This is a genomic window from Sorangium sp. So ce385 (genome assembly GCF_051474135.1).
Lineage (GTDB): Bacteria > Myxococcota_A > Polyangia > Polyangiales > Polyangiaceae > Sorangium > Sorangium cellulosum_D.
Map to the genome: position 1 here is coordinate 11140812 of NZ_CP150337.1, position 25705 is coordinate 11166516.

The window sequence follows — 25705 nt, forward strand, 5'->3', positions numbered from 1 at the left end:
GCGCGTGCGCGTGCTCGTGCGCGCTGACTTCGGGGAATCGCGCACGCGCACGCGCACGCGCACGAAGGACGAGCACGGGAGACGGAAGACGGAAGACGGGAGACGGCAGACGGCAGACGGCAGACGGGGACGAGAGATGACGCACGGCGTAGCAGTCGCAGCTGAAGACCGCGCTCATTCCGTGCGCCAGCACGCAACGAGCCGGCCCGCCCTCGACGCAATGCGTGCCTGCAAGGATGAAATCGCAGGAGTGCAACGCGAGGGAATGCGCCCGGGACATCTATGCGATTTCGCAGTGAATTTTGAGCTTCTCACGGTGGCACACGAGCTGCTAATTCATACGTCAGCGTTGCTGGTGCGGCTTCTCCCCCCCCCGGGCCCCGGCGACGCTTTTTCTTTTTGTCGATCGCCGGATCGACGCGCCGCTCGGCGCTCGGTGACGCCTCCGCCCGGCGCCAGCGCGCGCCGCTGCGTAAGGGAGCGCCGTGCGACGTGGGCGCCGCTCTACGTGCGCGGCTCCCTGCGCCGGCGCGCGGCGGAGATCGACGTCCGCGGCCACTTGGCGGCAGAGCGGCGCAGCTCGTCGAGCGCTTGCTCGGGCAGGCGCGCCACGCGCGGCTCGGCGGCGCGGGGCTCACCCGGGCGGGGCTCGGCGGCGGCCGGCGCCGCGGCGGCCGGCTCGCCGGCGCGGGGCTCGGCGGCGGTCAGCGGCTCGGCGGGGGCGGCCGGGCGGGCGCCCAGGTAGGGCCAGAGGCGCTCGCGGATGGGCGCCGGCAGCACGTTCTCCAGGTACTCGAGCGCGGTCCCGCGCAGGTGCGCGTCGTCGGCGTGGAGCGCCCGGTAGGCGATCTCGAGCGGCTCGCGCTCGAGGCACAGCGAGAGCACCCGGAAGACGTGCTCCAGGCTGCGGCTCGTCCGCTCGACCAGCAGCCGCTCGGCCAGGGGCGCCTCCACCGCCGGGGACGCGTTCGGGGGCTGGGCGTCCCACACGCGGCGGTCGATCTCGATCTCCCGCGTCGCCGCCGCGATCACGTCGTCGCGGCGCAGGTGGATCGGCGCGCGCTGCTGGAGCAGGCGCGCGAGCGCCACGCCGCACTGGTAGCGCACCTCGAAGCGCTCGTCGGCGAGGCCGAGCATCAGCCCGTCGGCGGCGCGCTGGGTGGGGCAGGCCTGGAGCACGCGCGGGACGCGGCGCCGGACGGCGAGGCTCACGGCCGGGTCGAGCAGCGCGTCGAGGAGCTGGCCGGTCGCGCGGGGGGCGACGGCACGGAGCGCGCGGATCGCCTCCGAGATGAGCCCGTCGCGCTCGAGGAGCGGGAGGAGGTGCGGGACGAGCACGGGGTCGGGCTCCCGGGCGAGGGCCCGGCGGATGCGCTCGGGCTCGCCCGAGCGGAGGTCGGCGACCGCCGCGAGCACCGGGTCGGACGAGAGCGCGGCCGACGCGGAGCGCGCCGAGAGCGGCCCCTCGGCGATCTTGCGCTCGCCGGCCGGCGCGCGCGGGCCGTCGCCGGAGCCGCCGGCGGAGACCGACGGCCGTGCGGAGATCGGCGGGCCGGCGTACGAGGTGCGCTCGCCGTCGCCGGGGGCGCGCCCGGCGTCGGCGCGCGCGGCCGTCCCCTTCCGGAGGGCGGCGAGCTCGGCGAGCACCTTGTCGCGGCTGAGCGCGTCGACGGTGCCGCTCAGGGTGCGGCGGGTGGTCGCGTCGACGACGTTGGCCGGGTCGAGCGAGACGGCGCCGGAGCGCAGGCTGCCCTCGAGCGCGGCGACGTAGCCCCGGTGGAGCCGCGGCGTGAAGAGCAGGGTGACGCCCGCCGCCGCGGTGCCGAGGCCGATGAGGAGCGGCAGCGACGCGTCCGGCGCGAGCGCGAGCAGGACCATGGCGAGGCCGCTGCCGGCCGCGGTGCCGATGCGGTCGAAGCCGACGTCGATGAGGGTCTTGATCGACCGCTTCTGGTCCGGGGGTAGGGGCGTGTAGAGCAGCTCGTAGCCCGAGCGGAAGAGGGAGTTCCGGAGCACCGCCTCGGTGGCGCGGACGATGGAGGCGGACCAGAGGCGCGGCGCGACCACGACGGAGAGGGAGCTCGTGAGGACGGCGACCGGGAGGATGCCGATGGTGGCGGCGAGCCCGAGCCGGTCGAGCGAGAGGGTGGCGGCGAGCGACTGCACGAGGAACGAGAGCAGGCTGACCGAGAGGTGGAAGAGGGCGAAGAACGAGAGGAGCTCGTTGCGGTCGCGCATCGCGTGGGCGGCCTCGGCGCTGAGGGCCACGTCGAAGAGCGCGCCGCTCACGGCGCCGAGGCCGACGAGCAGGGCGAGGTCGCGCAGGTGGGGGCTCTCGCGCAGGGCGCGGAGGCCGGAGGGGCTGTCGGCGGTGGTGCTGGCGGCGGTGGAGCCGGCGGCGGCGGCGCCGGCGTGGTGTTCGGCGTGGCCGTCGGCGCGGGCCGCGGTCGCGCCCGGGAGGCTCGCGCCGAGGAGGTAGGTCGCCAGGGCGGCCAGCCCGCTCAGGCCGGCGAGGGCCAGGAGCATGGTCGGGGCGTCCATCAGGTGGCCGGCGCGCCAGGCGAACAGACCGCCGATGACGCCGCCGAGCGTGCCGCCGCCGGCGATGCGCCCCATGGAGTGGCGGGCGGTGTGGGGGTCGAAGCGCTCGTTGACGAGCGACCAGAAGGCGGAGATGAGGGTCGCGCCGAAGACGGCGACGTGCAGGTAGAAGACCAGGGCGGCGGCGCCGGGCGCGCGCAGGGCGAGGGCCCACTCGAGGGCGAGGAGGACGGAGCTCGCGGCGCAGGTGGCGGGGACGACGCGCGCGGGCGAGAGCTGCAGGAGGGCGCGCGAGAGCAGGAGGACCGCGCCGAACGAGAGCGCCGCGCCGGCGGCCATGACCTTGGGGACGTCGGCGGCGCCGAAGGCGGCGAGGAAGAGGGCGTCGCGGGTGGCGCGGCCGGCGACCTGCTGGGCGATCATCGCGCCGGACGCGAGGGCGGCGATGAGGACGGGCCTTGCGGTGCCGGTCTCCCCTTCCACCGGGTTCTTGGGCAGCGGTCCGTTGGGCATCAGGCGGGCTCGGCGGCGAGCACGCGGGCGTCGGTCACGATGGTCCCGAGGGGGACGTCGCCATCGGTGGCCGGCACCTCGGCGATGAGCTGGAAGTCGAAGGCGACGCCGACGGCGTGCGCCGGGGGGCAGAAGCGCGGCAGGGTGCTGTCGTAGTAGCCGGCGCCGTAGCCGATGCGGTGGCCGCGGGCGTCGATCTGGAGGGCGGGGACGACGATGACGTCGAGCGCGGCGGCCTCCTCGTCGGCGGGGTCGGGCTCGCGGAAGCCGAGGCCGCGCTCCTGCATGGCCTCGGGGTCGGCGACGAAGCGGAAGGTCATGGCGCGCGACTCGGGGTCGATGGCGGGGTAGGCGACCTGGACGCCGCGGGCGCGGAGGAGCGGCTCGAGCTCGCGGAGGTCGACCTCGTTGCGGTCCTCGATCGGGTAGAAGAGCGCGACGCGCCGAGCGGCGACGACGGCCGGGAGCTCGGCGAGGGCGCGGACGATGCGGCGGGAGCGCTCGAGGATGGCGTCGCGGGGGATCGAGTTGCGGACCGCCCGGGCGCGCTTCCGCAGCTCGGCTTTCGCGCGGTAGCGCAGGGCGGCTTCGGTGTCGGGGTCCATGGCGGGGGTGGGTCCTCCGGGGCGCATCCTAGAGAGGCGGGGCGGGATCGGGGAACCGGTGTGTGAGAAATCGGCGGGGGGTGGAGATGGGGGGCGCGGGGTGGGGCGGATTTGCAGGGGGGAGCGCGGGGGTGGGGCGAGACGGCGGGTGCAGGAGGGGGCTGAGGGCGGGCTCTGGAGTGGGCGAGCGGCGGGCACGGGGAGCGGGGAGCGGGGCGAGGTCGGGGGTGGAACGGGAGGGAGGCGCGGGAGGAGCGCGAGCGGGCGCACGAGGCGGACCGAGGCGGTCGCGACCGGCGGGCCGGGATGAGCTCACGGAGGAGCTCGGTGGCACCGTTTGTGCTGGCGGCGCCGGCCGCGTGGGCGGCGTGGACAGGGTGTCTGTTGGCAGCGCCGAAGTTGCGATAAAGCGATGACCGAGCCGGAGTCGCCTGCGCGAGCCGCGGCCCTCGGCGATGGGAGGAGAGCGATGTTCTGGGACGATTTCAAGAAGTTTGCGATTCGTGGCAACGTCGTCGACATGGCGGTCGGCGTCGTGATCGGCGCGGCGTTCGGCAACATCGTCAAGTCCCTCGTCGATCACCTGATCATGCCGCCGATCGGCCTGGTGACGGGCGGCATCGACTTCAGCCGGCACTACATCGTCCTGAAGGCGCCGAGCGGCCCCGGTCCCTACGCGAACGCAGACGAGATGGTGAAGGCGGGCGCGGTCCTGCTTCAGTATGGCCAGGTCATCAACAACCTGGTGAGCTTCTTCATCATCGCCTTTTGCGTGTTCCTGCTGATGCAGCTCATGGGGAAGCTCCAGAGAAAGCACGAGGAGGCCGCGACGACCAAGGACTGCCCCGAGTGCGCGATGAGCATCCCCATCAAGGCGGTGCGCTGCGGGCATTGCACGACGACGCTGAAGGCGGCGTAGGGCCGCGGAGGGGCCGGCGGCGGGGGGCTGTTACCAAACAGGCTCAAGAACGCGCTCGTCCCGTCTTCGCAAGTAGTAGAGCCCCGTCGCCTGGTCGAGCTCCTTGCCGGTGAACACGTACGCTCGCCGCAGCTCGTACCGCGAGTCCGACGCGTCGATCCACAGCTCCCCGGTCGGGAAGTACTCGTCCCGCTGCGTCAACGTCTGCTCGTTGTTCGACGCGAAGCTCGTGCTGCCCTGGTGGTCCGGGTGGTAGTAGATCGTCGGCGGATCCCGGAACCAGTCCGGGTCCATCTTGCTCGCGATGCGCGTCTGCCCCGCGTAGATGTGCTTGGTGATGAACCGCCCGTCCCGCAGCGTCAGGTGCTGATCGTGGTAGGCCGTCTCCTCCTCGCCGCTGATGCGGTGCAGGTGCACCCGCCGCTCGCCGTCGCCGTCGTAGAGCACGCGCGACAGCTCCTGCCCGTTCTGGCTCACCCGTGAGACGCGGTTCTCCTCGTTGCACTCCGTCCCCCGTCACGAGCTCACTATGGCGGTGAGGGCCCTAGCTCTTCGAACCAGCTGGATATCAGGCTCTGCAGTCCTTCTGAGATCTCCTGAGAGCGAAGGCGAGCGAGGTACCATGAGATCCTCTCTCGCAGCTAACCATCGGCCCTGCACGATAATCCTAGGAGGTCAACACAAGAGGCGCGCTCGCCAGGATCTGAGCTGGACTCGAGGATGTGCAAATAAATGGCGACTCCCCTCGATAGCTCTCGCAGACATCGATTGACCAGGTCTATTTCGCCGTGTGCAAGCTCCGACTCCGATCCTTCGCCGCTGCCGATCTGCACCAGGAGCTCCAGTACCTGGGGGGGGGGCGAGCCACGCGAGTACATCGCAGCAAAACCTCTATGAGACACGGCACCGTTGCCAGAGCCGCTTGATAAACAGCTCCTTGAACGACCACAACATTGTCGATCTTCCAGTATGATGCCACCGCATCGATCTCTGTTTTGGCACATTGGAGCTGCCGAATCGCATCTGGGATCCCTGATGCATCGCCTGCGGCGCGCAACTTTGACCAGTCGCAACGTTCAATCTCCCAAACCATGTTTGCTGCTCTCGCTTGATCTCACTTGGACTTGTCGCTCTGAAGCTGAGTCCCTTCGTAGCTCATCACCGGCGGCCACGGCATCGACTCCGCCACGAGGTGCTCGTCGATGTGCCTGGGCGCGTGCGGCTGCGGACCGGCGTACTGGCACATGGACCGACAAAGATGACTCCAGCGGTTCTAGGGTTTACATATGTCCCAAAGCACAGACCTCAGATTGTCGAGACCTGGGTCATACTGTAGTTGGCCGCTTTCGATTCGTGGTAGAGCGCTAGATATATTTAGCTTCGGTTCGAAGACTATTGATCGATTCACAAATCGTTGTCAATGAACAACGTTGACTCTGAAACGGCCTATGCAAGAATTTCGATCCCAACAAGGATGCCTCTAATATCGAAATCAAGTACCACATCTGGGCCATCATAGTCTCCGATAAGGTCATGAAGCCGAACTGACTTGGACATCTTGCACGGACTGGTCCCAGGATGAGATGGCAAACGAAGATAAGCCACGTCGGCATCATCCTCGGACACGCGCAGCTCAAATGTTCCGCTACTCTTTCCCGAACTCGAATCACTCATGTTGTGGCCTCCACTCCAATACCGTTTTCAGTTTTAGGGTTCCATCTTTGACCTGATAGACGACAGCACCCCGTTTCCCGAACCCAGGGACAATCACCCGATCAGCGTGTGCAGTGTCTCGAATGGCTCCACTCGGGAGGCCACCCTTTTCTATGCTCGCCCCGAACTCCTGGAGCGCGGCTCGGGCCTCCTTCACGCTGCCGAAGCCTGCGCGCTCAACTGCTCTTTCGGCAGCGTGGGGCATGTTGCTATTCACGATCTTCTTGATCGGAATGCTCAGTCTTTCCTTCGTTGTTCCTTCGGATGTAGGCTGCTTCGCAGCTGCCTGCCCCCCCTTCATCGCCTGCGCGGGCTTCGTCGGCTGCGCTGCCGGTGCTGGCTGCGGCGGCTTCGCCGGCTGCGCTGCCTGCGCCGGCTGCGATGCCGCCTGCTGCTGGCCAGCGGGCCGCGGCGGCAGCACCGGCTGCTGGTTCACGCCGCCCATGCGCACCGTCCGAGGAGGAGCCGCCGCCGGGCTGACGGACGTCTTGCCCTGCGCCCGCTGCTCCGCCATGCGCTGCATCTGCATCATCTGATGAAAGCGAGCGCCCTCGGGCCCGGTCCAGCAGCTCGGGCTCCGGCAGCCCCCCATCCCGACGCCGCCGGGCGGGAAGTTCCGGTGTCCACCAAACGCCTGCCGCCCATCGGGATCGAGCAGACTGACCGGGTTGTTCAGCGTGTAGCTGTACAGCCCCAGGTTCCCCGGGTTGAACACCCCCGCGCCCGGCCCTCCCGCCATGTACTCGTCCAGGATCGGGTCCGGGCTCAGCCACACGTTGATCCGCGGGTCGTAGTACCGCGCTCCGAAGTAGTAGAGCCCCGTCGCCTGGTCGAGCTCCTTGCCGGTGAACACGTACGCCCGCCGCAGCTCGTACCGCGAGTCCGACGCGTCGATCCACAGCTCGCCGGTCGGGAAGTACTCGTCCCGCTGCGTCAGCGTCTGCTCGTTGTTCGACGCGAAGCTCGTGCTGCCCAGGTGGTCCGGGTGGTAGTAGATCGTCGGCGGGTCCCGGAACCAGTCCGGATCCATCTTGCTCGCGATGCGCGTCTGCCCCGCGTAGATGTGCTTGGTGATGAACCGCCCGTCCCGCAGCGTCAGGTGCTGGTCGTGGTAGGCCGTCTCCTCCTCGCCGCTGATGCGGTGCAGGTGCACCCGCCGCTCGCCGTCGCCGTCGTAGAGCACGCGCGACAGCTCCTGCCCGTTCTGGCTCACCCGCGAGACGCGGTTCTCCTCGTTCCACGCTGTCGTGCGCCGCGTCGCGTCCCGGTAGACCCAGCCGGTCTGGTTGCCGCTGGCGTCGTAGCTCATCACCCGCGGCCACGGCACCGACTCCGCCACGAGGTGCTCGTCGATGTGCCTGGGCGCGTGCGGCTGTGGACCCGTGTACTGGTACACCGACCGGTACGTCTGCTCCCGGATCGCGTGATCCTCCCGCCATCCGCCGCTGCCATCCGGCACGAACCGGTAGCTCGCCTGGTCCTTCGTCAGGATGTTGCCGATCTCGTCGAACTTGAACGACAGCCGGTACCGGTACTGCCAGTCCCTCCGGTCCTGGTACGTCCCGCTCGCCGAGATCAGCTGATAGAGATCGTCGTACCCGTAATCGTGCGTCGTCGGCCCGACCAGCACCGAGCCCGGCATCTCCTGGTCGTACGGCGCCTCGTTCCGCACCTGCTCCAGGTTGCCCGCCGCGTCGTACGCATACCGCATCCGCTGGAACGGCCTCGCCGGCAACCCTCGTTCCACGAGGAACCGGTCGCGGTGATCGGCGTTGATCTCCTGAAGCCGCCGCGACTTCTCGAAGTACCTGTACGACGTCGCGATCCCGTTGCCGTGCACCACGCGCACCCGCTGCTCGAACTCGTCGTAGCCGATGTGCAGCAGGTACTGCGTCGTCGCCGGCTCGTCCGGGTGTTGCGGGTTCGGCTGGGTGTTCGTGCCCACGGCCGACCGAACCAGGCCGCCTCGGTCGTAGCCGTACGTCACCACCTCGGCACCGGAACCGGGGAACTTCATCGACAGGAGCCGCCCGAACGCGTCGAACGCGTACTCCATCGTCGCCTGGTACGGCCCCCGGTGCGGCTCGCGGATCCGGGGGAACTCGGTCGTCAGCTGCGCGACGTTCCCGAGCCGGTCGTACGCAAACGTCCTCTTCCCCGCCTCGCTCTGCTCCTCGACGAGCCGCCCGGCCCGGTTGCCGTGCTCGTCGCCCGCCGCGTCCGGCGCGCCGTACGCGTACGTCACGTCCGTCGAGTCCGGGTAATCCACCCGCGCGATCCGGTTGAACGCGTACTCATACCGGATCAGCTTGCTCGCACCTTCCACCGCCAGCTTCGCCGTCTGCCGCGCGCCGACGTTGCCCGACAGGTCGTAACGCCACTCCGTACGGCCCATGTCCGGGCTGGTCAGCGCCACCATCCGCCCCACCGTGTCGTACTCCGCGGTCGTGACATTCCCGCGCGCATCGGTCACCCGCACGAGCTCGTCCACCGCGTTGTACCCGTAGCGCGTCACCAGCGTGGTCCACGTCTCCGCTCCGTGCAGCCGATTGCGCTCCTCGACCGCCACGATCGCGTTGTCCACGTCCTGGTACGCCGTGCGCACCTTCCCGTTCGGGTCGATCTCCGTCGCGACGAACATCGCCACACCATCGAGCGCCTCGATGTCGTAGCTCGTCGTGGTCACCGCCTCGCCGGCCTCGTCGTCCGGCTCCCGCTGCTCGATCACCCGCGATAGCACGTCGTACTCGAACACCGTCGCGTTCTTCAGCGGCACGTCCACGAACGCCGTCGCCTCGCCGGTATCGAACACCGGCTGCCCCTGCAGCGCGACGCGCCCCCGCTCGTCGAGCACCACCCGCCCGCTCACGGTCATGCCCACGATCGGATCCGCCCCCGGGCCCTGATCCTTCTCGAGGTCCTTCTTCGTCTGGATCACCCGGTCGAGCCCGTCGATGAACGTCACCGTGTCGATCGGATCGCCCGGATGCTGCACGTCCTTGTGCCGCGTGCGCGCCCACGCCGGAACCAGCGGGCTCGCCCCCGGCTGGAGCGCATACTCGAACGCGATCGTCGCCTCCGCCGCCGTGGGCGCGTCGTTCGGGCCGAACACCTCGGTCAGCCGGCCGAACGCGTCGTAACCGTAGTGCACCTCGTGGCCGTTGACGTCCTGGACCGCGCTGATCGCGCCGTAGCGGTAATCCGGTGCTCTCTCCGAGGAATACCCGAACGAATCGCTCACCCGAACGAGGTACGTCTCCGCAATCTCGTCGTACTCATACGTGAGCGTGAAGCCCCGCGGGTCGATCGCCTCCTCGAGGTTGCCGTACGCGTCGTGCGAGAATTCCCATGTTGGATTCGTCGACGCGTCGCCCGTATACGGCGCGCCTGTCGCCGGCTCCTTGCCGCCGATCACCGTGCTCGAGATCGACGCCACCGCGCCGGTCGTCCCGTTGTACACGGCGGTGCGCTTGCGCAGCAGCGTGCCCGCGCTGTCGCGCGCCTCGACGCTGTCCGCCCGCACGATGTGCGGCCCGTCGTACGTCACGTAGTGGATCGTGGTCGTGACGTCGTCGTCCAGCGTGCCTGGCTCGCCGTGCTCCGTCAGCTGGATCAGGTTGCCGCGGTCGTCCCAGTCGCGCTCCTCGCTCGCCTGCTTGCCAGGCGCGCTCGGGTCCGTGGTCTTCCCCTCGTACCAGGACGTCGTCCGCAGCTCTTCCTCGGGGAAGAACGAGCCCGTCAGCGTCGGCAACGCCCCGGGCGAGCGGTAAACCACCTGCTCTCGGCTGAACAGCCGCCCCTCGGCGTCCTGCTCGCGCACCTCCCTCACCAGCCCGCGGCGGTAGTAGTCCTGATTGTGGTACCGCGTGACGATTTGCGAGCCGTCCTCGCGCGTCGACGTCACCTGCGCGAAGCCGTAATCCTCGCGCTCCGCGCGGTCGTAGAACCCGCTCTGGTGGTAATCGAACGTGTGGACATACGCCGGCGTGCCCATGCCGTCGTCCACCTCGACCCGCGACAGCACCCACTTGCTGCCGGGCATGTCCACGCTCAGCTCGTCCGGGCTGCTCGCATACGCCACCCTGTTGCCCTCGCGGGCATAGTCCAGCTGGAAGCTGCCGCCAAGCGGCCGGACCACGCGCCGCAGCCGGTTGGTCTTGCCCGTCAGATTCAGCCGCGCCCGCAGCGCACCGTCGCTCTCGCGCAGCATCCCGTCGCTCAGCTTCAGTACGTGATCGACCGTGCCGTCGCCGTCGAGGTCGTCCCATCCGAGCTCCGTCCGACCGTCGTTCAACCCGAGCTGCGCCGCGATCTCGACGATGATGCACACGTACGGCGTCGTGATCTTGAGCGGCACGCCGTAACCCGCGTTGAACGCCGTCGTCTCGGAGAACGACAGCGCGTCGTTGCTGCCGTTGATCTCCTTCGTGAAGTCCTTCTCCAGCGCAACGCCCCACGGCAGGCTGCCGCTCACCGCCGGCGCGCTCCACTTCTCCTCCGGTCCAAAGCCGTCCCCGAGGTTCAGCCGCACCCGGTAGTAGTCCTGTCCAGGCTGCTTGCTCACCCGGTCGGGCAGCCCGTCGCCGTTCAGATCCACGAAGTCGGCCAGCGTCCGGCTCACCGTGTGCGCGATGCCGCCGCCGATCCCCGCGTAGCCGACCTGAAGGCTGTTCGTCGTGTTGTCCTGCACCCGCACCGACGCGAGCTGCGCCGCGGACCAGACCCGGCTCAGCGCGGTGAGCGGATCCCCTTCGACCTCCGGCAAGGGCTCGAACGGATCACCGCCCGGATCGAGCACCGCCCAGGCGCGCTCGTCCGCGAAGCGGTAGCCCAGGTTCAGGCGCGCGTAGAGCACGCCGCCCTCGCTCCTCACCTTGTCCGGGAGCCCGTCGCCGTTGACGTCCAGGAGGTCGCGCGTCGTCTGCGACGTGCCCCAGCTCTTGCCGAGAGAGGGCAGCACGCTGAGCACCGCCGAGGTCTTCCCGCTCGCCTCGATCTTGTCCGCGAGCGACGACGCCGCGGACCCGAAGCCGAACCCGAACCGCGCGCTCGCGTTCTCAAACTCCCGGAAGTCGCCCGGCCCCTCGAGCGTCAGGTCGCCGTACTCCCCCGGCTGCTGTCCGTCACACCGGCCGCCTCCGCACGTCTGCACGCGCACGCTGCCCTGCGTGACCGCGTCCGGCCGCCGGTCGCCGTTGACGTCGATCAGCTCCAGCTTCGACTCGGTCGTCCCGGTCGTCACCTGGAACGACCCGATGAGCGCGACATCCTGCGACGTCGAGCTGCTGTGGCTCTTGCGCAGCCCCGGCACATTGGCCACGTCCTCCGGCCTGACCCCGCCGACGCGCGACGGCTTGAGCTCTCCGGCCGTGATGTACATGTCCGCGCCCGAGCCGCGGAACACCGGGCCGCTGATGCTGCCCACGAGCGGAAAGCCGGCGTCCTCCGGCGACCAGCCCGCGTGGTAGCCCTCCCAGTGGGGCTCGACGCGCGTGAAATAAGGCGGCTTGTTCTCCTCGGGCCGCTTGTTGATCTGGTTGTCGTCGAACGGATACTCCGTCGTCCACTCGCCGTAGCTGAAGCCCCGGAACCCGCCCACCATGCGGGCGTCCAGCTGCCCGTCCGGCGTCAGCCGCGCATTCACCGTCGGCACGTCGAGCACGGTGCCCGTCTCGTCGAACACGAGCTGCGGCAGCCATGACACCGGCGACCCGGGCTCCGGAAGGCCAGGGCCCAGGTCCTCTTCAAGCTCGAAGAACTTCGTGAACGCGAGCTCGTCGCCCGCCTGCACCGGGAACACCACCGGATCGCTCGGATCAGGCACGCTCCGGGCCGGCGAGATCGCCGCCCCTCCGAGCAGCTCCCGGAACAGCCGCTCGCTCCCCCGATCCACCCGCAGGCTCACCGGCCCTTGCGTCTCCTCCTTGGAGACGGTGCCGATCAGGCGGACCGTCCCGCTCTCGGGCACGATCAGCCGCGCCAGGTCCAGCGGCGCGCCGCCGAGGCCGCTGTCGCTCAGCTGCACCGGCACGACGATCGACGCCTCGGGCACCGAGATCGGCCCGCCATCGCCCGGCAACGCTTCGAGCGCGCACTCCCTCCTTCCGGAGGGCGCGCCGGGCCTCTCCGCACACGACTCGACCGCGCGGCACCTGCCCGGATCCGCGTCGTGGCCGCACACCTCGGTGTACCTGGCGAACCCCTGGTACTGGACGCGCGACGGGTCGACCGTGTTGTCGCTCAGCTCAGCGTACAGGAACAGGAGATCTCCCTGGAGCACCGCGACAGGCCAGGCGATCTCGGTGCTGAGCTGCGCTCCCGACACCGTCGTCCGGTGAAGCTCGACCTGCTCCCCCGAATCGACGTCCCGGCGCACGAGCCGCACGTCGAACGCGTCGTCCGCGTCGGTCCGAACGAAGCTCGCCTGGACCGTGACCTGCCCGTCCGCGCCCGCGGCCCAGCCTGGAACGTTCCGGTCCAGCACCGAGAAGTCGTCCGCGAAGGTGTAGACGTACAGCGGACGCCCGAGCGCGTCGCGGCGCCTCAGGTCCGGCCCGAAGATCGGCACGCAGGTCGCCGACGTGCAGCGCTCCGTGTAGCGGATGCGCGGGTTCCAGCGCGTGCTGTCACCCTCGATATCGTCCTTCGGATCCACCCGGAAATAGAGCGCATCCATCGGACGAACGCGGACCTGGATGCCGTTCCCGCAACCTCCCTCGCCCTCGGGAACACACGCCGCATCGCTCGGCCCGATCTCTCGTTGCCAGAGCAGCTGGCGCTCGTGATGCCCCAGGTCGCCCGGCCGCGGCGCCCAGATCGCCTTCGTGATCGACGCCGTCACCCCGTCTCCCACGCCGCCGCCGGCCAGCGACACGCCGCCGTCGATGACGACGATGCCATCCAATGGCGGCGTCCACTTCACCAGCGGGCTGGTCCGGTAGAACGCCTTGCCGAGCTGCGCGACCTGCTCGCCGTCGCTGAAGTCCTCGTCGACGGTGAAGGCGGCGCCGCTCGCGCCCGACCCGAGCCGCGCGTTGTTCGGGTTCAGCGTCGCCCCGCTCCGACCGAACAGCTCCGGGAAGCCGTCGCCGTTGATGTCGAGCAGCACGCGCTGCGCGGTGGCGGTCGTCCAGGCCTGGTTGATCCCGGCGCCCCCGAGCTCCTGGAAGAAGTGGATCGCCCCCTGGAGGCTGGCCGTGATCTGGTGCGTGCTGCCGGCGCTCTCCGGGGAGAACGCGTTCGGGCTCGACCGATCCGGGAGCGCGTTCAGCCAGACCCCGTTGCTCCCCACGAAATCAGGGAGCCCGTCGCCGTTGATGTCGGTGAAGGCGACCTCGTCCTCGTCCATGCCGAACGAGACGCCGACGCCCAGCCCGCCATGGGGATCGCAGACCGGCGGCCCCGCGCCGACGAACGCGCTGAGCCCCCCTTAGATCGAGCTCGTCGCCCCGAGCCCGTCGCGCCCTTCCGCCGGACGGCTCCACTCGGTCGGGGCGGAGAAGACCTGGAGCCTGCCGTCCTGCTGCTCGAGGCCGAAGTACTCGAACGTATGATCGTAGAGCTGCTCGGCGCCGCCGTTCCCGTGGAGAGCGATGCTCTTGAGGAGCGACTTGGAATAATGCCGGACGTCGGGCTCGTGGTAGGCGAAGTGGTAGCTCCGGATGATCTCCTCGGCGCCGGGCACCTCGCCCATGGTCACGTCGATTCGCTCCAACCTTCGATTCGTTCGCACCTCGAAGCCCGCGCGCGCCGAGCTGAGGATGTCTCTCCGCTGCGCGCCGTCATCCAGAACGAAGAGCACGTGGTAGTAGGCGGCGGGGGAGCCGCTCGCGTGCTCCGTGTAGTCGATCCGCTGCGGATAGAGCTGCACCCACTCCTCGCCGTCGGGCGCGTCCTCGAAGTACGAGACGCGCATCCGGTTGCCGAAGGTGTCCTCCACCCGCTCGAGGTTCCAGCGGAAGATCCCGGCGTCGCCCGACGGGTCCGCGAGGCGCGCGCCCTCGCTCTCGCCATAGACGTACCGGGTGCCGTTCTTGTCCGTGACCACCCAGTGATAGCTCTGGGGATCGGCCCCGAGGCGCTCGATGCGATCGAACGCGCCCTCGACGCGCCGTTCATACCGGCCCGGTTGATCGGGGATGGCCCGGAGCATCTGGCCGTCGAGCGCGTAGAGCTCGTCGCCCGTGTAGCGCGGGACGCCGAAGCGCGTGTCGATCTCGATCGCGGAGAGGCGCAGGTCCCAGCCCACGCCGAGCCAGCCATTGCTCAGCTCGCTCTCGTACGTGACGGCGAGCTCCGGCTCGAGGCCGTGCCGGCCGGGCGGCACCTCGATCGGATACGCCAGCTGCGCCGTGCCCCGGCTGTTCGCCTCGGGCGGCTCGATGAACGACACGCCGGTCGACGGGCTCGCGAGCTCGATCCCCTTCATGGCGTTGGGATCGAACGACTGCGCCCCCGGCTGGTCCGGCATGGCGATCGTCGCGTTGACGAAGTCGGTGAAGTGGTCCGTCAGGCTCGTGAGCTCGCGGGAGCGGCCCTCGTCGGCGCGCCCGAGCTTGGTCCACTGCTTCGCCGTCTCATCGAAGTAGAAGCCGAAGACGTCCCTCGCGCCGGCGCCGTCCGGGAGGCGCTCGCCGTCGATGGGGAGCGTCAGCTTCACCGGCTTCTTGAACCTGAGGCCGTGCGGGCCGAAGCGGAACGCGCGGCCCTCGGGCGTCACGTTGCGCATCGCGCGCCCCATCGGCTGCACCTGGACGGGCATCAGCGGCCGGATCGTGATGCGCGTCGCCTCCGCCAGCGCTCCCGGCGGGACCTCGAGCGTGGCGCCCGCGAACGAGAGCACGCCGCCCTGCTCCGGGCTCACCACCGCGCCGTACGGGGCGCCCTCGTCCACGACGAGCCCGCCCGGCGCCGCGCTCGCCGCGGCGCTTTCAGCGCACGGGCCGAGCTCCACCTCGCGACCAAGGCGCGTGCCGTCCTGGAGCCGCGCCTCGAGGTGCGCCCTCCACGATCGATGACGGGCGCCTTCGGGCTCCGGCAGGGTGAGCTCGAAGCTGCCGTCGTCTGCCAGCTCCACGGGCGTTGCATCGGCGAAGAGCCGCGCTCGCGGCGCGCCCTCGCCGGGGAGGTCGAGGAACCCGCGCACATACGCTCTCCCGTCGGTGCACTCGCCGTGCAGCGGCGTGCTCAGCGCGATCCGCGGGGCGCGGGACGGGATGAGGCTGGCCGCCACGGCGACGTCCGATACCTCGGCGCGGCTCCCCTTCGCTGGCCGGATTTGCACAGAGGCCGTCTCTGACCAGGTCGATTGGACCGGGAGGTCGAGGCGGTGCCAGCCCGGCGAGAGGTCCTTCAGGTCGAAGCGCAACCCGTTCGCCCCCGCGCCGGGCGCGATCTCGATGTCCCCGGCGCCCGCGGCGGTCAGCTGGAACAGGAGCGCGTGCGGGGCCGCGGGCGCGCCGAAATCGATGCTGAGCGGCTCATCGCGACGCGCGCGCTCGCCTCCGGCCGATCGCGAGGCGGCGCGCGCCTCGTACACGCCGGCATGCGGGATCCCGACCACCCGGAGCGCGCTCACGGTGAATCCGTGCTCGATGTCCGCCTGAGGGCGGAATCGCACGACGTTGTCGCCGCGCTTCAGCCACGCGGGCGCGATCTCCTCGACCTGAAGCCCTCCCGTCGCCGGCGCTTCCGCCCGGAATCCGCCGCGCGGCGCTGCGCCGTTCAGCTGCCGGCTCACGCTCGCCCAGTGCCCGCGGCCCTCGAGCTCATAGACGAGGAACGCGCGCGCGAGCGCCCGTGGATCGGTATTCACGTGAAACGTCAGCGACTGCTCACCGCCCGTGCGCGTCACCGTCGCCCGATCGGGTATCGCCGGGAACGCGTAGGCGCCCGCCAGCTTCCCCGCGAGCACGCGATCGGCCAGCTCCACCTCGGCCAGGCTGCGCGTGGGCGCGCCGGCGGTCCAGAACACGAGCTCCTGCGGCCCGCGCTCGCCCGAAGGGAGCCACTCGAGCACGAGTCGCTGCGCCGTGATGGTGATGGGAAAGCGAGTCCAGCGCTCGCCCGTGTCATGGAGCGGTACGTCGACGAGGCCGGACACCGCCTGAAGCCCGGTGCCATGCTCCGCATAGACCGTGAGCGCGCCATCGATGCGCCCGTACAGCGCGAGCGCGTCGAGCGCGGTCGGCTGCGGGAACGAGACCCGGACCCGCATCACCTCGCCGGTCTCGCTGTGGAGTCCGGTGTCAGCGCGGCCGTCGAACAGGACCCATGGGTCCGCACCCTGGCCGGCGCCGGTCGCGCGAACGTCCGCCGGAAGGGCGGCGATCGGTACCCCGGCGCGGTTCTCGGAGGCCCCACCTGGCGTCGCGAGGGCGACGGTGGCAGCGTCGCCGGCGAGCGCAGCTGCCATCTCGGCGCCGGCGCGAGCGCCGCTGAGCCGCGCGCGAAGGGGCTCGCCCATCCGACGCAACGTCAGCGCTTGAGCCCACGCGCCGAGAGGCGCGCTCACCGCCACGAGCAAGACAACGCAGCTCGCGCACCACCGCCACACCCATTTCACCCACCCGGATGCCATTGATTCCCTCCGCGGCGGCGAGGGAAACAATCGAGAATGCAAATAGCAATGACAAAATCTTGCAGGCGCGAGGCAGCGCCATGAACACGCCCTCATCGCCCGATCCGCAGCACGATTTCCGCGCAGCCTCCCTCGGACCTCCACCGGGCGACCGGATTCGTCTACTCAACCGCTGCCGACTCGGATAGCGTGCCATGCTCCGGCAATAAACCGCAGCTCGCTTCTCTCGGCCGCCGGTGCCTCACGGGGCGAGCGAACCACGCCATTACGGAGGTGACCTTGCGCAATCTCACGATAGGAGACCTGAAGCTCGCGCTGCGCGACCTGCTCGACGAGAGGGTCGAGGAGCTGCGGCTCTCGGCCACGGGCAGGCTGTACGAGCCGCGGCTCCGGGCGAGGCAGAAGGAGATCGACGCGATCCCCGACGCCGCGGGCACGCAGGCGCCGCTCGCCCGGGAGCTCTCCGAGGCCGACGTCCGGCACGACGGCCTCGGGGCGGCCATCTTCTTCCTCTGCAAGGCCGTCGAGGCGCACCCCTCGCTGACGACGGAGGTGAAGGCGGCGGCCGCCGCCGCGCAGCAGGCGTTCGTCCCGGGGCTCGACGTGCTGCGCGCGCCCTACGCGGACGAGGCGTCGGCGGCGCTCGACAACCGGCCCGAGCTGACCCGGCTCAAGGCGGAGCTGAAGGCCGTGGCCACGCCCGGCGGGGGGAGCCTGCACGAGTGGGTGAAGGCGTTCGTCGCGGCCGGGGACGAGATCGACAAGCTCCTGCGCAGGCGCGCGACGCTGCTCGCGACGGGGGAGAACGCCGCGGCCACCGGGCCGCTCCGGGGCGCCGCGGTGGGGCTGCTGGGGCGGTTCAGGGAGGCGCTCCGGGACGAGATCCAGGAAGAGGGCAGCAAGCTGCCGGCGGACCATGAGGCGCGGCTGTTCGCGTACGTCGACAAGCTGAACGCCGATCGGGAGCGGGCGGCGCGCGGGCGCGCGGCGCCGGCGCCGGCGCCGGGCGAGCCCGCGGCGCCGGTCGAGCCGGCGCCGGCGGAGCCGGTCGCGGTCGCCGATCCGGATTTGTAGCACACATCACACAGGCGACATGGGCGGGGGCCTGCGCAGCAGGCACCTGCCCATGTGCCGACATGCCCGCCGCCTGCTCGACCAGGCACCGGCCCATGTCTCGACATGCCCGGCGCCTGCTCGGCCAGGCACGTGCCCATGTCTCGACATGCCCGCCGGCTGCTCGGCCAGGCACCGGCCCATGTCTCGACATGCCGGGCGCCTCCTCGGCCAGGCACCGGCCCATGTCTCGACATGCCGGGCGCCTCCTCGGCCAGGCACCGGCCCATGTCTCGACATGCCGGGCGCCTCCTCGGCCAGGCACCGGCCCATGTCTCGACATGCCGGGCGCCTCCTCGGCCAGGCACCGGCCATGGCCCGACATGCCCGGCGCCTGCCTGGCCAGGCTCCCACCCATCTCGCGACATGGCCACCGCCTTCCCAGCGAGGCTGCCGTGACCACCTTTCTCCTCGGCGCCCCCGCAGCCTAGGATGCGCCGGTGCCGGTCACCCCGCAGCAGGGCAATTTCGTGCGCGTGCGCTCGCGCCTCTATCTCGTCGATCAGGTCGCGCAGGACGCGCCCGACGAGGACGCCGTCGTCCACCTCTCGTGCCTCGACGACGACGCGCAGGGCGCGCGGCTCGCCGTGCTCTGGCAGAGCGAGGTCGACGCGCAGATCGTCGACGCGGCGAGCTGGCGCGAGGTCGCCGCCCGCGGGCTCGACGCGCCCCGCACGTTCGCCGCGTACCTGAACGCGCAGCGGTGGCACTGCGTCACCTCGACGCGCCCCCGGCTGTTCCAGGCGCCGCACCGCGCCGGGATCGAGCTGCACGCCTACCAGCTCGAGCCCCTCCGCAAGGCGCTGCTCCTCCCGCGGGTCAACCTCTTCATCGCCGACGACGTCGGGCTCGGCAAGACCATCGAGGCCGGGCTCATCCTCCGCGAGCTCCTCATGCGCCAGCGCGTGCGCCGCGTCGTCGTCGTGGCGCCGCCCTCGGTCGTCGTCCAGTGGCGCGAGGAGCTCGAGTCCCGCTTCGGCCTCTCCTTCGTGATCCTCGACCGCGAGTTCGTCGCGAAGAAGCGCCGGGAGCGCGGCTACTCCGTCAATCCGTGGCTGACCCACAACCTGTTCATCGTCTCCCACGCCCTCGCGCGCGACGAGGCGTACGTCGCGCCGCTCCGCGCCTGCCTGCAGAGAGACGGCGGCGGCTCGATGATGATCCTCGACGAGGCCCACAACGCGGCGCCCGCGAGCGGCGCGAAGTACGCCGTCGACTCCAAGCTCACCGGCGCGGTGCGCGAGCTGGCCGAGCTCTTCGAGCACCGCCTCTTCCTCTCGGCGACGCCGCACAACGGGCACTCGAACAGCTTCACCGCCCTGCTCGAGATCCTCGACCCGCAGCGCTTCACGCGCGGGATCCCGCTCGAGGAGCCGCAGCGGCAGCTCGATCCCATCATGGTGCGCCGCCTCAAGTCCGACCTCCGCGAGGTGAAGGTCGCGTTCCCGCGGCGCGAGGTGAAGCAGATCACCATCGACGGCCTGCCCGACGACGCGCCCGAGCTCGTGCTGTCGCGCATGCTCGAGCAGTACCGCGAGATGCGCGCGCGGCGGCTCGAGCGCGCGTCGCGGAGCGCGCAGGCGGCGGCCGGGCTCCTCGATATCTCGCTGCAGAAGCGGCTCCTCTCGTCGATCGAGGCGCTCCGCTGCACGCTGCTCACCCACCGCGATTCGCTCCGCAAGGCGCGCGAGAAGAAGCAGAAGGAGCAGGGCGCCCGGCCCCCCGCGCCGCCCGCGCCGGTCCGCGAGGAGCGGCTCGACCTCCTGCGCGAGGCGCCGGGCGCCGACGACGAGCGGGCCGGCGTCGGCGAGGACGAGCTGCGGCGCGAGGAGAGCGCGCAGGTCGAGGCCGCGACGCGCGCGTCCAGCGAGGCGACCGAGGCCGAGGAGCTCGCGCTGCTCGACCGCATGATCGAGGTCGCCGAGGCGCACGCGAACGCGCCCGACGCGCGGATCGAGCGGCTCCTCGCCTGGATCCGGGAGAACCTCTGCCCGGATCTCCCCGCGCGCGGGGTCCAGCCCGCGAGGCCCGCCCGCTGGCTCGACCGCTGCAAGGGGCGGGCGCACGCCGCGCGCGTCCTGATCTTCACCGAGTACACCGACACCAAGCGCTACCTGGAACAGCAGCTCCAAGCGGCGCTCGCCTTCACCGACCGCGGCGAGGAGCGCGTCGAGGTCTTCCACGGCGAGATCGCCGACGAGGCCAAGCGCGAGGAGATCAAGCGGGCCTTCAACGGCGATCCGGCCGAGCACCCGGTGCGCGTCCTCATCGCCACCGACGCGGCGCGGGAGGGCGTCAACCTCCAGAGCCACTGCGCGGACCTCTTCCACTTCGACGTCCCGTGGAACCCGAGCCGGATGGAGCAGCGCAACGGGCGCATCGACCGCAAGCTGCAGCGCGAGGAGGTGGTGACCTGCCACTACTTCCTGTTCGCGCAGCGCGCCGAGGACCGCGTGCTCGAGGTGCTCGTCCAGAAGACGAGCACGATCCAGAAGGAGCTCGGCAGCCTGGGGGCGGTCGTCGAGGGGGAGCTCCTGCGCCTGCTCTCGAGGGGCATCCCGCTGCAGCAGGCGGCGGCGCTCTGCGGGAAGATCGGCGCGGTGAAGGCGGCGCCCGCCCCCGACGAGCTCGAGGCCTCCCGCGAGCGGCGCGCGCCGCTCGAGAAGCAGCTCGCCACGCTCCGCGCGCTCCTCGAGGAGTCGCGCGTGCACCTCGGCCTCCGCGGCGGGGACCTGGAGCGCGCCCTCTCCGAGGCGCTCCGGCTGCTCGGCGCCGAGCCGCTGCGGGCCCTCGACCCCGCGCGCGACCGGCTCCCGTCGGGCAAGCCGGCGCCGCCCGGCGCGTACGCGTTCCCGGCGCTGGACCGGCTGCCCGGCGCCGACCCGGGCTGGGCCGAGCTCCTCGACGCGCTGCGCGCGCCCGAGCGGCCGCGCGACGTCGACCTCCGGGCATGGCGCCGGGAGGCGACGCTCCGGCCCGTCGTCTTCGCGGACACCGGCACCCTGGGCGCCGAGGTCGTCCACGTCCACCTGGAGCACCGGATCGTCCAGCGCCTGCTCGGTCGGTTCCGGTCCCAGGGGTTCCTCCACCACGACCTCTCGCGCGCGACCGCCGTCATCACCGACGAGGCCGAGCCGAAGGTCGTGCTGCTCGGGCGCCTGGGCCTGTACGGGGACCACGCCTCCCGCCTGCACGAGGAGGTCATCCTGGCGGCCGCGCCCTGGGTCGCGCCCGTGGTGCGCAAGGCGAGGCTCCGCGGGATGGGGCTCGACCACCACGACGCGATCCTGCGGCAGATGGACGACGCGCTCGCGCGCGGGGAGCGCCCGCACGACAAGGTGAGGGAGGACCTGGCCGCCGCCGCCGAGCGCGACGTCGAGGAGCTCCTGCCGCTGCTCGTCCAGCGCGGCGAGTCCGCGGGCAAGCGCGCCGAGGAGGAGCTCGGCAAGCGCGCGGCGAAGGAGGCGGCGGACATCCGCAAGGTGCTCGAGGCGCAGCGCGCGCGCATCCAGAAGCACCACGACGAGCCCCAGCAGGAGTTCCAGTTCACCGAGATCGAGCGGCGCCAGATCGCGTCGGAGCGCGCCTTCTGGGAGGCGCGCCTGCGCACCATCGAGGCCGAGATCACGTCGGAGCCGCAGCGCATCGAGCGCGCCTACCAGGTGCGGGCGCGCCGGCTCGATCCGCTCGGGCTCGTCTACCTCTGGCCGAGGACAGGCTGATGGCAAGCAGCACGACCGCCGCCCACAACCGCGATCTCCAGGCCCACAAGGCGTGGCTCGGCCTCCTCGAGGGCCAGCGCGTGGGCGTCGTCGTCACGCCGCCCGCGCTGGTCGCGGCGCAGGCGTACGCGAACGCCGACGTCATCCCCGCGCAGGACGCGCTGCTCGCGCTCCTGACCGACAAGCCGCGCGACCTCCGCGACGCCATCGCCGATCGCTGGGGAGAGAGCGGCGACGTGGTCCTCAGGCGGCTCGGCCCCTTCTGCGAGGCGGTGCTCGGCTGGCGGCCGGGCGACCTCTGCCCCGTGGCGCCGGACGACGCGCGCTGGTCGGTGTACCTCCGCGAGCAGCGCGAGACGCTCTCGCCGACGCACGTCCTGATGGATCCCGACGCACGCGATCCGTCAGCCGCGCCGCTGCTCCTCGTGCGGGAGGAGCCGACGAACACCGACCTCGACGCGCTGCCGCCCGAGCGCGAGGACGGCGGCGGGTGGCGCGCGAGCCCCGAGACGCGCTTCGAGCGGCTGCTGCGCGACACGGGGGTCTCCCTCGGGATCCTCTTCAACGGGGCCAGCATCCGGCTGGTGTACGCGCCGCGCGCGGAGACCCCCGGGTACATCACCTTCCCGGTGCGGGCGATGTGCGAGGTCGGCGGGCGGCCCATCCTCGCCGGCCTGGTGATGCTGCTGCACGAGAGCCGGCTCTTCACCGGCCCGAAGGCGCAGCGGCTCCCGGCGATCGTGGCCGAGAGCCGCAAGTACCAGAGCACCGTCTCGACCCAGCTCGCCGGGCAGGTGCTCGACGCGCTCCACGCCCTGGTGCGCGGGTTCCAGGCGGCGAACGAGGTCGACCCGCGCGGGCGCGGCGAGCTGCTGCGCGAGGTGATGGTCGAGGACCGCGCCCAGGTGTACGGCGGGCTGCTCACCACGCTGATGCGGCTGGTCTTCGTGCTCTACGCCGAGGACCGCGAGCTCTTGCCCGCCGGCGGGATCTACCCCGGGAGCTACTCGGTCACGGGGCTGTTCGAGCGGCTGCGCGAGGACGCGGGCCGGCACCCCGACACGATGCACGCGCGGTACGGGGCGTGGGCGCAGCTCCTCACGCTGTTCCGGGTGCTGCACGACGGCGCGCGCGCCCGGGACATGCAGCTCCCCGCGCGCGCGGGGCGCCTCTTCGATCCCGACGTGTACCCGTTCCTCGAGGGGCGCCCCCACGGGACGCGCCGGGCGAAGGGCGAGCGGATCGCGCCGCCGCTCGTGTCGGACGGGGTGATCTACGAGGTGCTCGGGCTCCTGCTGTACCTCGACGGGGACCGGCTCTCGTACCGGTCGCTCGAGGTCGAGCAGATCGGGTCGGTCTACGAGGCGATGATGGGGTTCACGCTCGAGCAGGCCACGGGGCGCTCGATCGCGGTCCTGCCGCACCACGTGGTGATCGACCTGGAGGAGGCGCTCGCGCTGTCCGAGGCGGCGCGGGACAAGCTCCTCGTCGAGGCCGGCTGCAAGCTCGCCGACGCCGCGCAGAAGGCGTGGAGGACGGCGAAGACCGAGGCCGCGCTGCTGGCGGCGCTCGGCCGCAAGGTCTCGCCGCGGACGCCGGACGTGCTGCCGCAGGGCGCGCTCTACCTGCAGCCCACCGAGGAGCGGCGGCGGTCGGGGAGCCACTACACGCCGCGCGAGCTCACCGAGCCGATCGTGCGGACCACCCTTCAGCCGCAGCTCGACGGGCTCGCCGGGGGGAAGACGCCGCGGGCCGAGCAGATCCTCGGGCTCAAGGTGTGCGACCCTGCGATGGGCTCGGGCGCGTTCCTCGTCGAGTCGTGCCGCTTCCTCGCGGCCGCGCTCGACGCCGCGTGGGGCGAGCACGGCGACGCCCCGGTGATCCCCCCGGACGAGGACCGCGAGCTCCACGCGCGCCGGCTGGTCGCGCAGCGGTGCCTGTACGGCGTCGACAAGAACCCGTTCGCGGTCGACCTCGCCAAGCTGTCGCTGTGGCTGTTCACGCTCGCCAAGGACCACCCGTTCACGTTCCTCGACCACGCCCTCCGGCAGGGGGACTCGCTGGTCGGGCTGTCGAAGGAGCAGATCGCGTGCTTCGACTGGAAGGACACGGGCAAGCCGTCGCTCCTGCTCCGGCCGCGGCTCGCGACGGCGCTGAAGGCGGTCGAGCAGAAGCGCGCGGAGATCCACGCGCTCGGCGACTCGACGGACGTGGCGGAGAAGTCGCGGCTGCTCGGCGATGCGGAGGACCTTGTCGCCGACGTGCGGGCGATCGCCGATCTGGCGGTGCTGGCGTTCTTCTCCGAGAAGAAGGACGCGGCGCGCGAGAAGCACCGGAAGCGGCTGGCCGATACCGTGGTGGAGCCGTTCCTGTCCGGAAGGCTCGCGGGGCACACGCTCCGCGAGCAGGCGGATGGGCTGCGAGCGCTCACACCGCCGGTGACGCCGTTCCACTGGGAGCTGGAGTTCCCCGAGGTGTTCGCGCGGGAGAACCCGGGGTTCGATGCGTTCGTGGGGAATCCGCCGTTTGCGGGGAAGAACACCCTGCTGGCCACCGGGGGCCCGTTCATCGTCGATTGGCTCAAGACGTTGCATGAGGACTCCCACGGCAACGCCGATCTGGTCGCCCATTTCTTCCGGCGAGCGTTCTCGTTGATTAGGCGCACGGGCACGTTCGGCCTCATCGCGACGAACACGGTGGCGCAAGGCGATACGCGAGGAACAGGGTTACGCTGGATCGTGCAACACGGCGGGATCATATATTCTGCAAAGCGCCGTTACAAATGGCCGGGAGCCGCAGCGGTGATCGTGAGCGTGGTGCATGTACGGCGCGAGGGGACCACCTCGACGCCGGAGCTCGATGGCAAGGCCGTACCCCGCATATCGGCCTTCCTCGTTGCCAACGATGTTGATGAGGACCCCGCTCCGCTCGCCGCGAACCAGGACCGCTGTTTCCAGGGGAGCATTGTCCTTGGAATGGGATTCACGTTCGACGACACGGACAAAAAGCGACGCACCAACAGCATTGCAGACATGTACCGCCTGATTGAGAAGGATCGACGAAATGGCGAGTTAATTTTCCCGTATCTCGGCGGCGAAGAGCTCAACACGAGCCCAACGCACGCTCACCATCGATTTGTCATCAACTTCGGACAGCGGACTGAAGAAGAAGCACGCGCCTGGCCCGACTTGATGCAGATCGTTGAAAAACGGGTAAAACCCGAGAGGGAGAAGAACAAACGCGAGGTTCGACGTCGCTACTGGTGGCGATTCGGCGAATCCGCGCCCGCACTTTACGCTGCCATTCACCCCCTGCATCGGGTCCTTGTCATTCCATTCGTAGGCAAGTGGCATGCGCCCGCCTTTGTACCGTCCACCACCATCGTGGCGGGACCAGCGAACGTAGTTGCCTTTGACACATTCGCCCCCTACGCGATCCTTCAGTCGCGCCCGCATGAGAGCTGGACGCGCTTCTTCGCGTCATCGCTCGAGGACCGGCTTCGCTACACGCCCTCCGATTGCTTCGAGACCTTCCCCTTCGCCGAAGGCTGGGAATCCAATCCCGCGATAGAGGCAACCGGCAAGGCCTACTACGAGTTCCGCGCCGGCCTCATGGTGAAGAACGACGAAGGCCTGACCAAGACCTACAACCGCTTCCACGACCCCGACGAGCGCTCTCCCGAGATCCTGAAGCTCCGCGCGCTCCACGCGGAGATGGACCGCGCGGTGCTCGACGCCTACGGCTGGCAGGACGTGCCGACCGCCTGCGAGTTCCTCCTCGACCACGACGACGGGGACGAGGACGACGACGAGGGCGGCAAGAAGCGGAAGCAGAAGCCCTACCGCTACCGCTGGCCCGACGAGGTGCGCGACGAGGTCCTGGCCCGGCTGATCGAGCTCAACCGCGTCCGCGCCGAGGACGAGCGCAGGCGCGGGGTGGCGGTGGCGCGCTCCGCGCGCACACTGGACGAGGAGGAGGACGGCGATGGCGACGGCTGAAG

Annotated in this window: 11 protein-coding genes; 4 read left to right on the forward strand and 7 right to left on the reverse strand. The window is 70.7% G+C overall.

The genetic code is table 11. The annotated features are described in order from the left end of the window. Window positions 1–504: 504 nt before the first annotated feature. Together WME83_RS40790 and WME83_RS40795 are read right to left on the reverse strand one after the other, a co-directional pair. Window positions 505–3054 (reverse strand): hypothetical protein, encoded by a 2550-nt coding sequence (locus tag WME83_RS40790; RefSeq protein ID WP_437315110.1) that lies wholly within the window; start codon window positions 3052–3054, stop codon window positions 505–507. Next, complete coding sequence (locus WME83_RS40795; RefSeq protein WP_437315111.1) at window positions 3054–3659, reverse strand: 5-formyltetrahydrofolate cyclo-ligase; 606 nt, start codon at window positions 3657–3659, stop codon at window positions 3054–3056. The genes WME83_RS40790 and WME83_RS40795 overlap by 1 nt, the downstream gene beginning before the upstream one ends. A gap of 469 nt (window positions 3660–4128) precedes the next feature. On the opposite strand from WME83_RS40795, the gene mscL reads away from it, so the two are divergent. Further along, entirely contained in the window at window positions 4129–4578 is a 450-nt protein-coding gene (gene mscL / locus WME83_RS40800; protein ID WP_061624051.1) for a large conductance mechanosensitive channel protein MscL, read from the forward strand. 30 nt (window positions 4579–4608) lie between these two features. On the opposite strand, the gene WME83_RS40805 is transcribed toward mscL, so the two are convergent. The 5 genes from WME83_RS40805 to WME83_RS40825 all read right to left on the reverse strand — a co-directional run bounded on the left by WME83_RS40805 (window position 4609) and on the right by WME83_RS40825 (window position 16756). Next, a complete protein-coding gene (locus WME83_RS40805; RefSeq protein WP_437315112.1) occupies window positions 4609–5055 on the reverse strand; it encodes a hypothetical protein in 447 nt (148 codons plus the stop codon). Window positions 5056–5692: 637 nt separating this feature from the next. After that, window positions 5693–5824 (reverse strand): hypothetical protein, encoded by a 132-nt coding sequence (locus WME83_RS40810; protein WP_437315113.1) that lies wholly within the window; start codon window positions 5822–5824, stop codon window positions 5693–5695. Between the two features lie 200 nt (window positions 5825–6024). Further along, window positions 6025–6252 carry a DUF2283 domain-containing protein gene (locus WME83_RS40815; protein WP_437315114.1) on the reverse strand — a complete coding sequence of 76 codons (228 nt, stop codon included), beginning with the start codon at window positions 6250–6252 and terminating at the stop codon, window positions 6025–6027. Then, a complete protein-coding gene (locus WME83_RS40820; RefSeq protein ID WP_437315115.1) occupies window positions 6245–13639 on the reverse strand; it encodes a toxin TcdB middle/N-terminal domain-containing protein in 7395 nt (2464 codons plus the stop codon). Before WME83_RS40820 ends, WME83_RS40815 begins: the two co-directional genes overlap by 8 nt. Window positions 13640–13720: 81 nt before the next feature. After that, complete coding sequence (locus WME83_RS40825) at window positions 13721–16756, reverse strand: SpvB/TcaC N-terminal domain-containing protein (protein ID WP_437315116.1); 3036 nt, start codon at window positions 16754–16756, stop codon at window positions 13721–13723. Window positions 16757–17143: 387 nt separating this feature from the next. Here WME83_RS40825 and WME83_RS40830 point away from each other — a divergent pair, with 387 nt between their 5' ends. From WME83_RS40830 to WME83_RS40840, 3 genes are all read left to right on the forward strand, one after another. Continuing rightward, window positions 17144–17944, forward strand: a complete 801-nt coding sequence (locus WME83_RS40830; protein WP_437315117.1) for a hypothetical protein — start codon at window positions 17144–17146, stop codon at window positions 17942–17944. A 479-nt stretch (window positions 17945–18423) separates the two neighbouring features. After that, on the forward strand, window positions 18424–21705 hold the full coding sequence (drmD, locus tag WME83_RS40835; protein WP_437315118.1) for a DISARM system SNF2-like helicase DrmD: 3282 nt from the start codon (window positions 18424–18426) through the stop codon (window positions 21703–21705). After that, window positions 21705–25703, forward strand: a complete 3999-nt coding sequence (locus WME83_RS40840) for an Eco57I restriction-modification methylase domain-containing protein (RefSeq protein WP_437315119.1) — start codon at window positions 21705–21707, stop codon at window positions 25701–25703. Before drmD ends, WME83_RS40840 begins: the two co-directional genes overlap by 1 nt. Window positions 25704–25705: the final 2 nt, after the last annotated feature.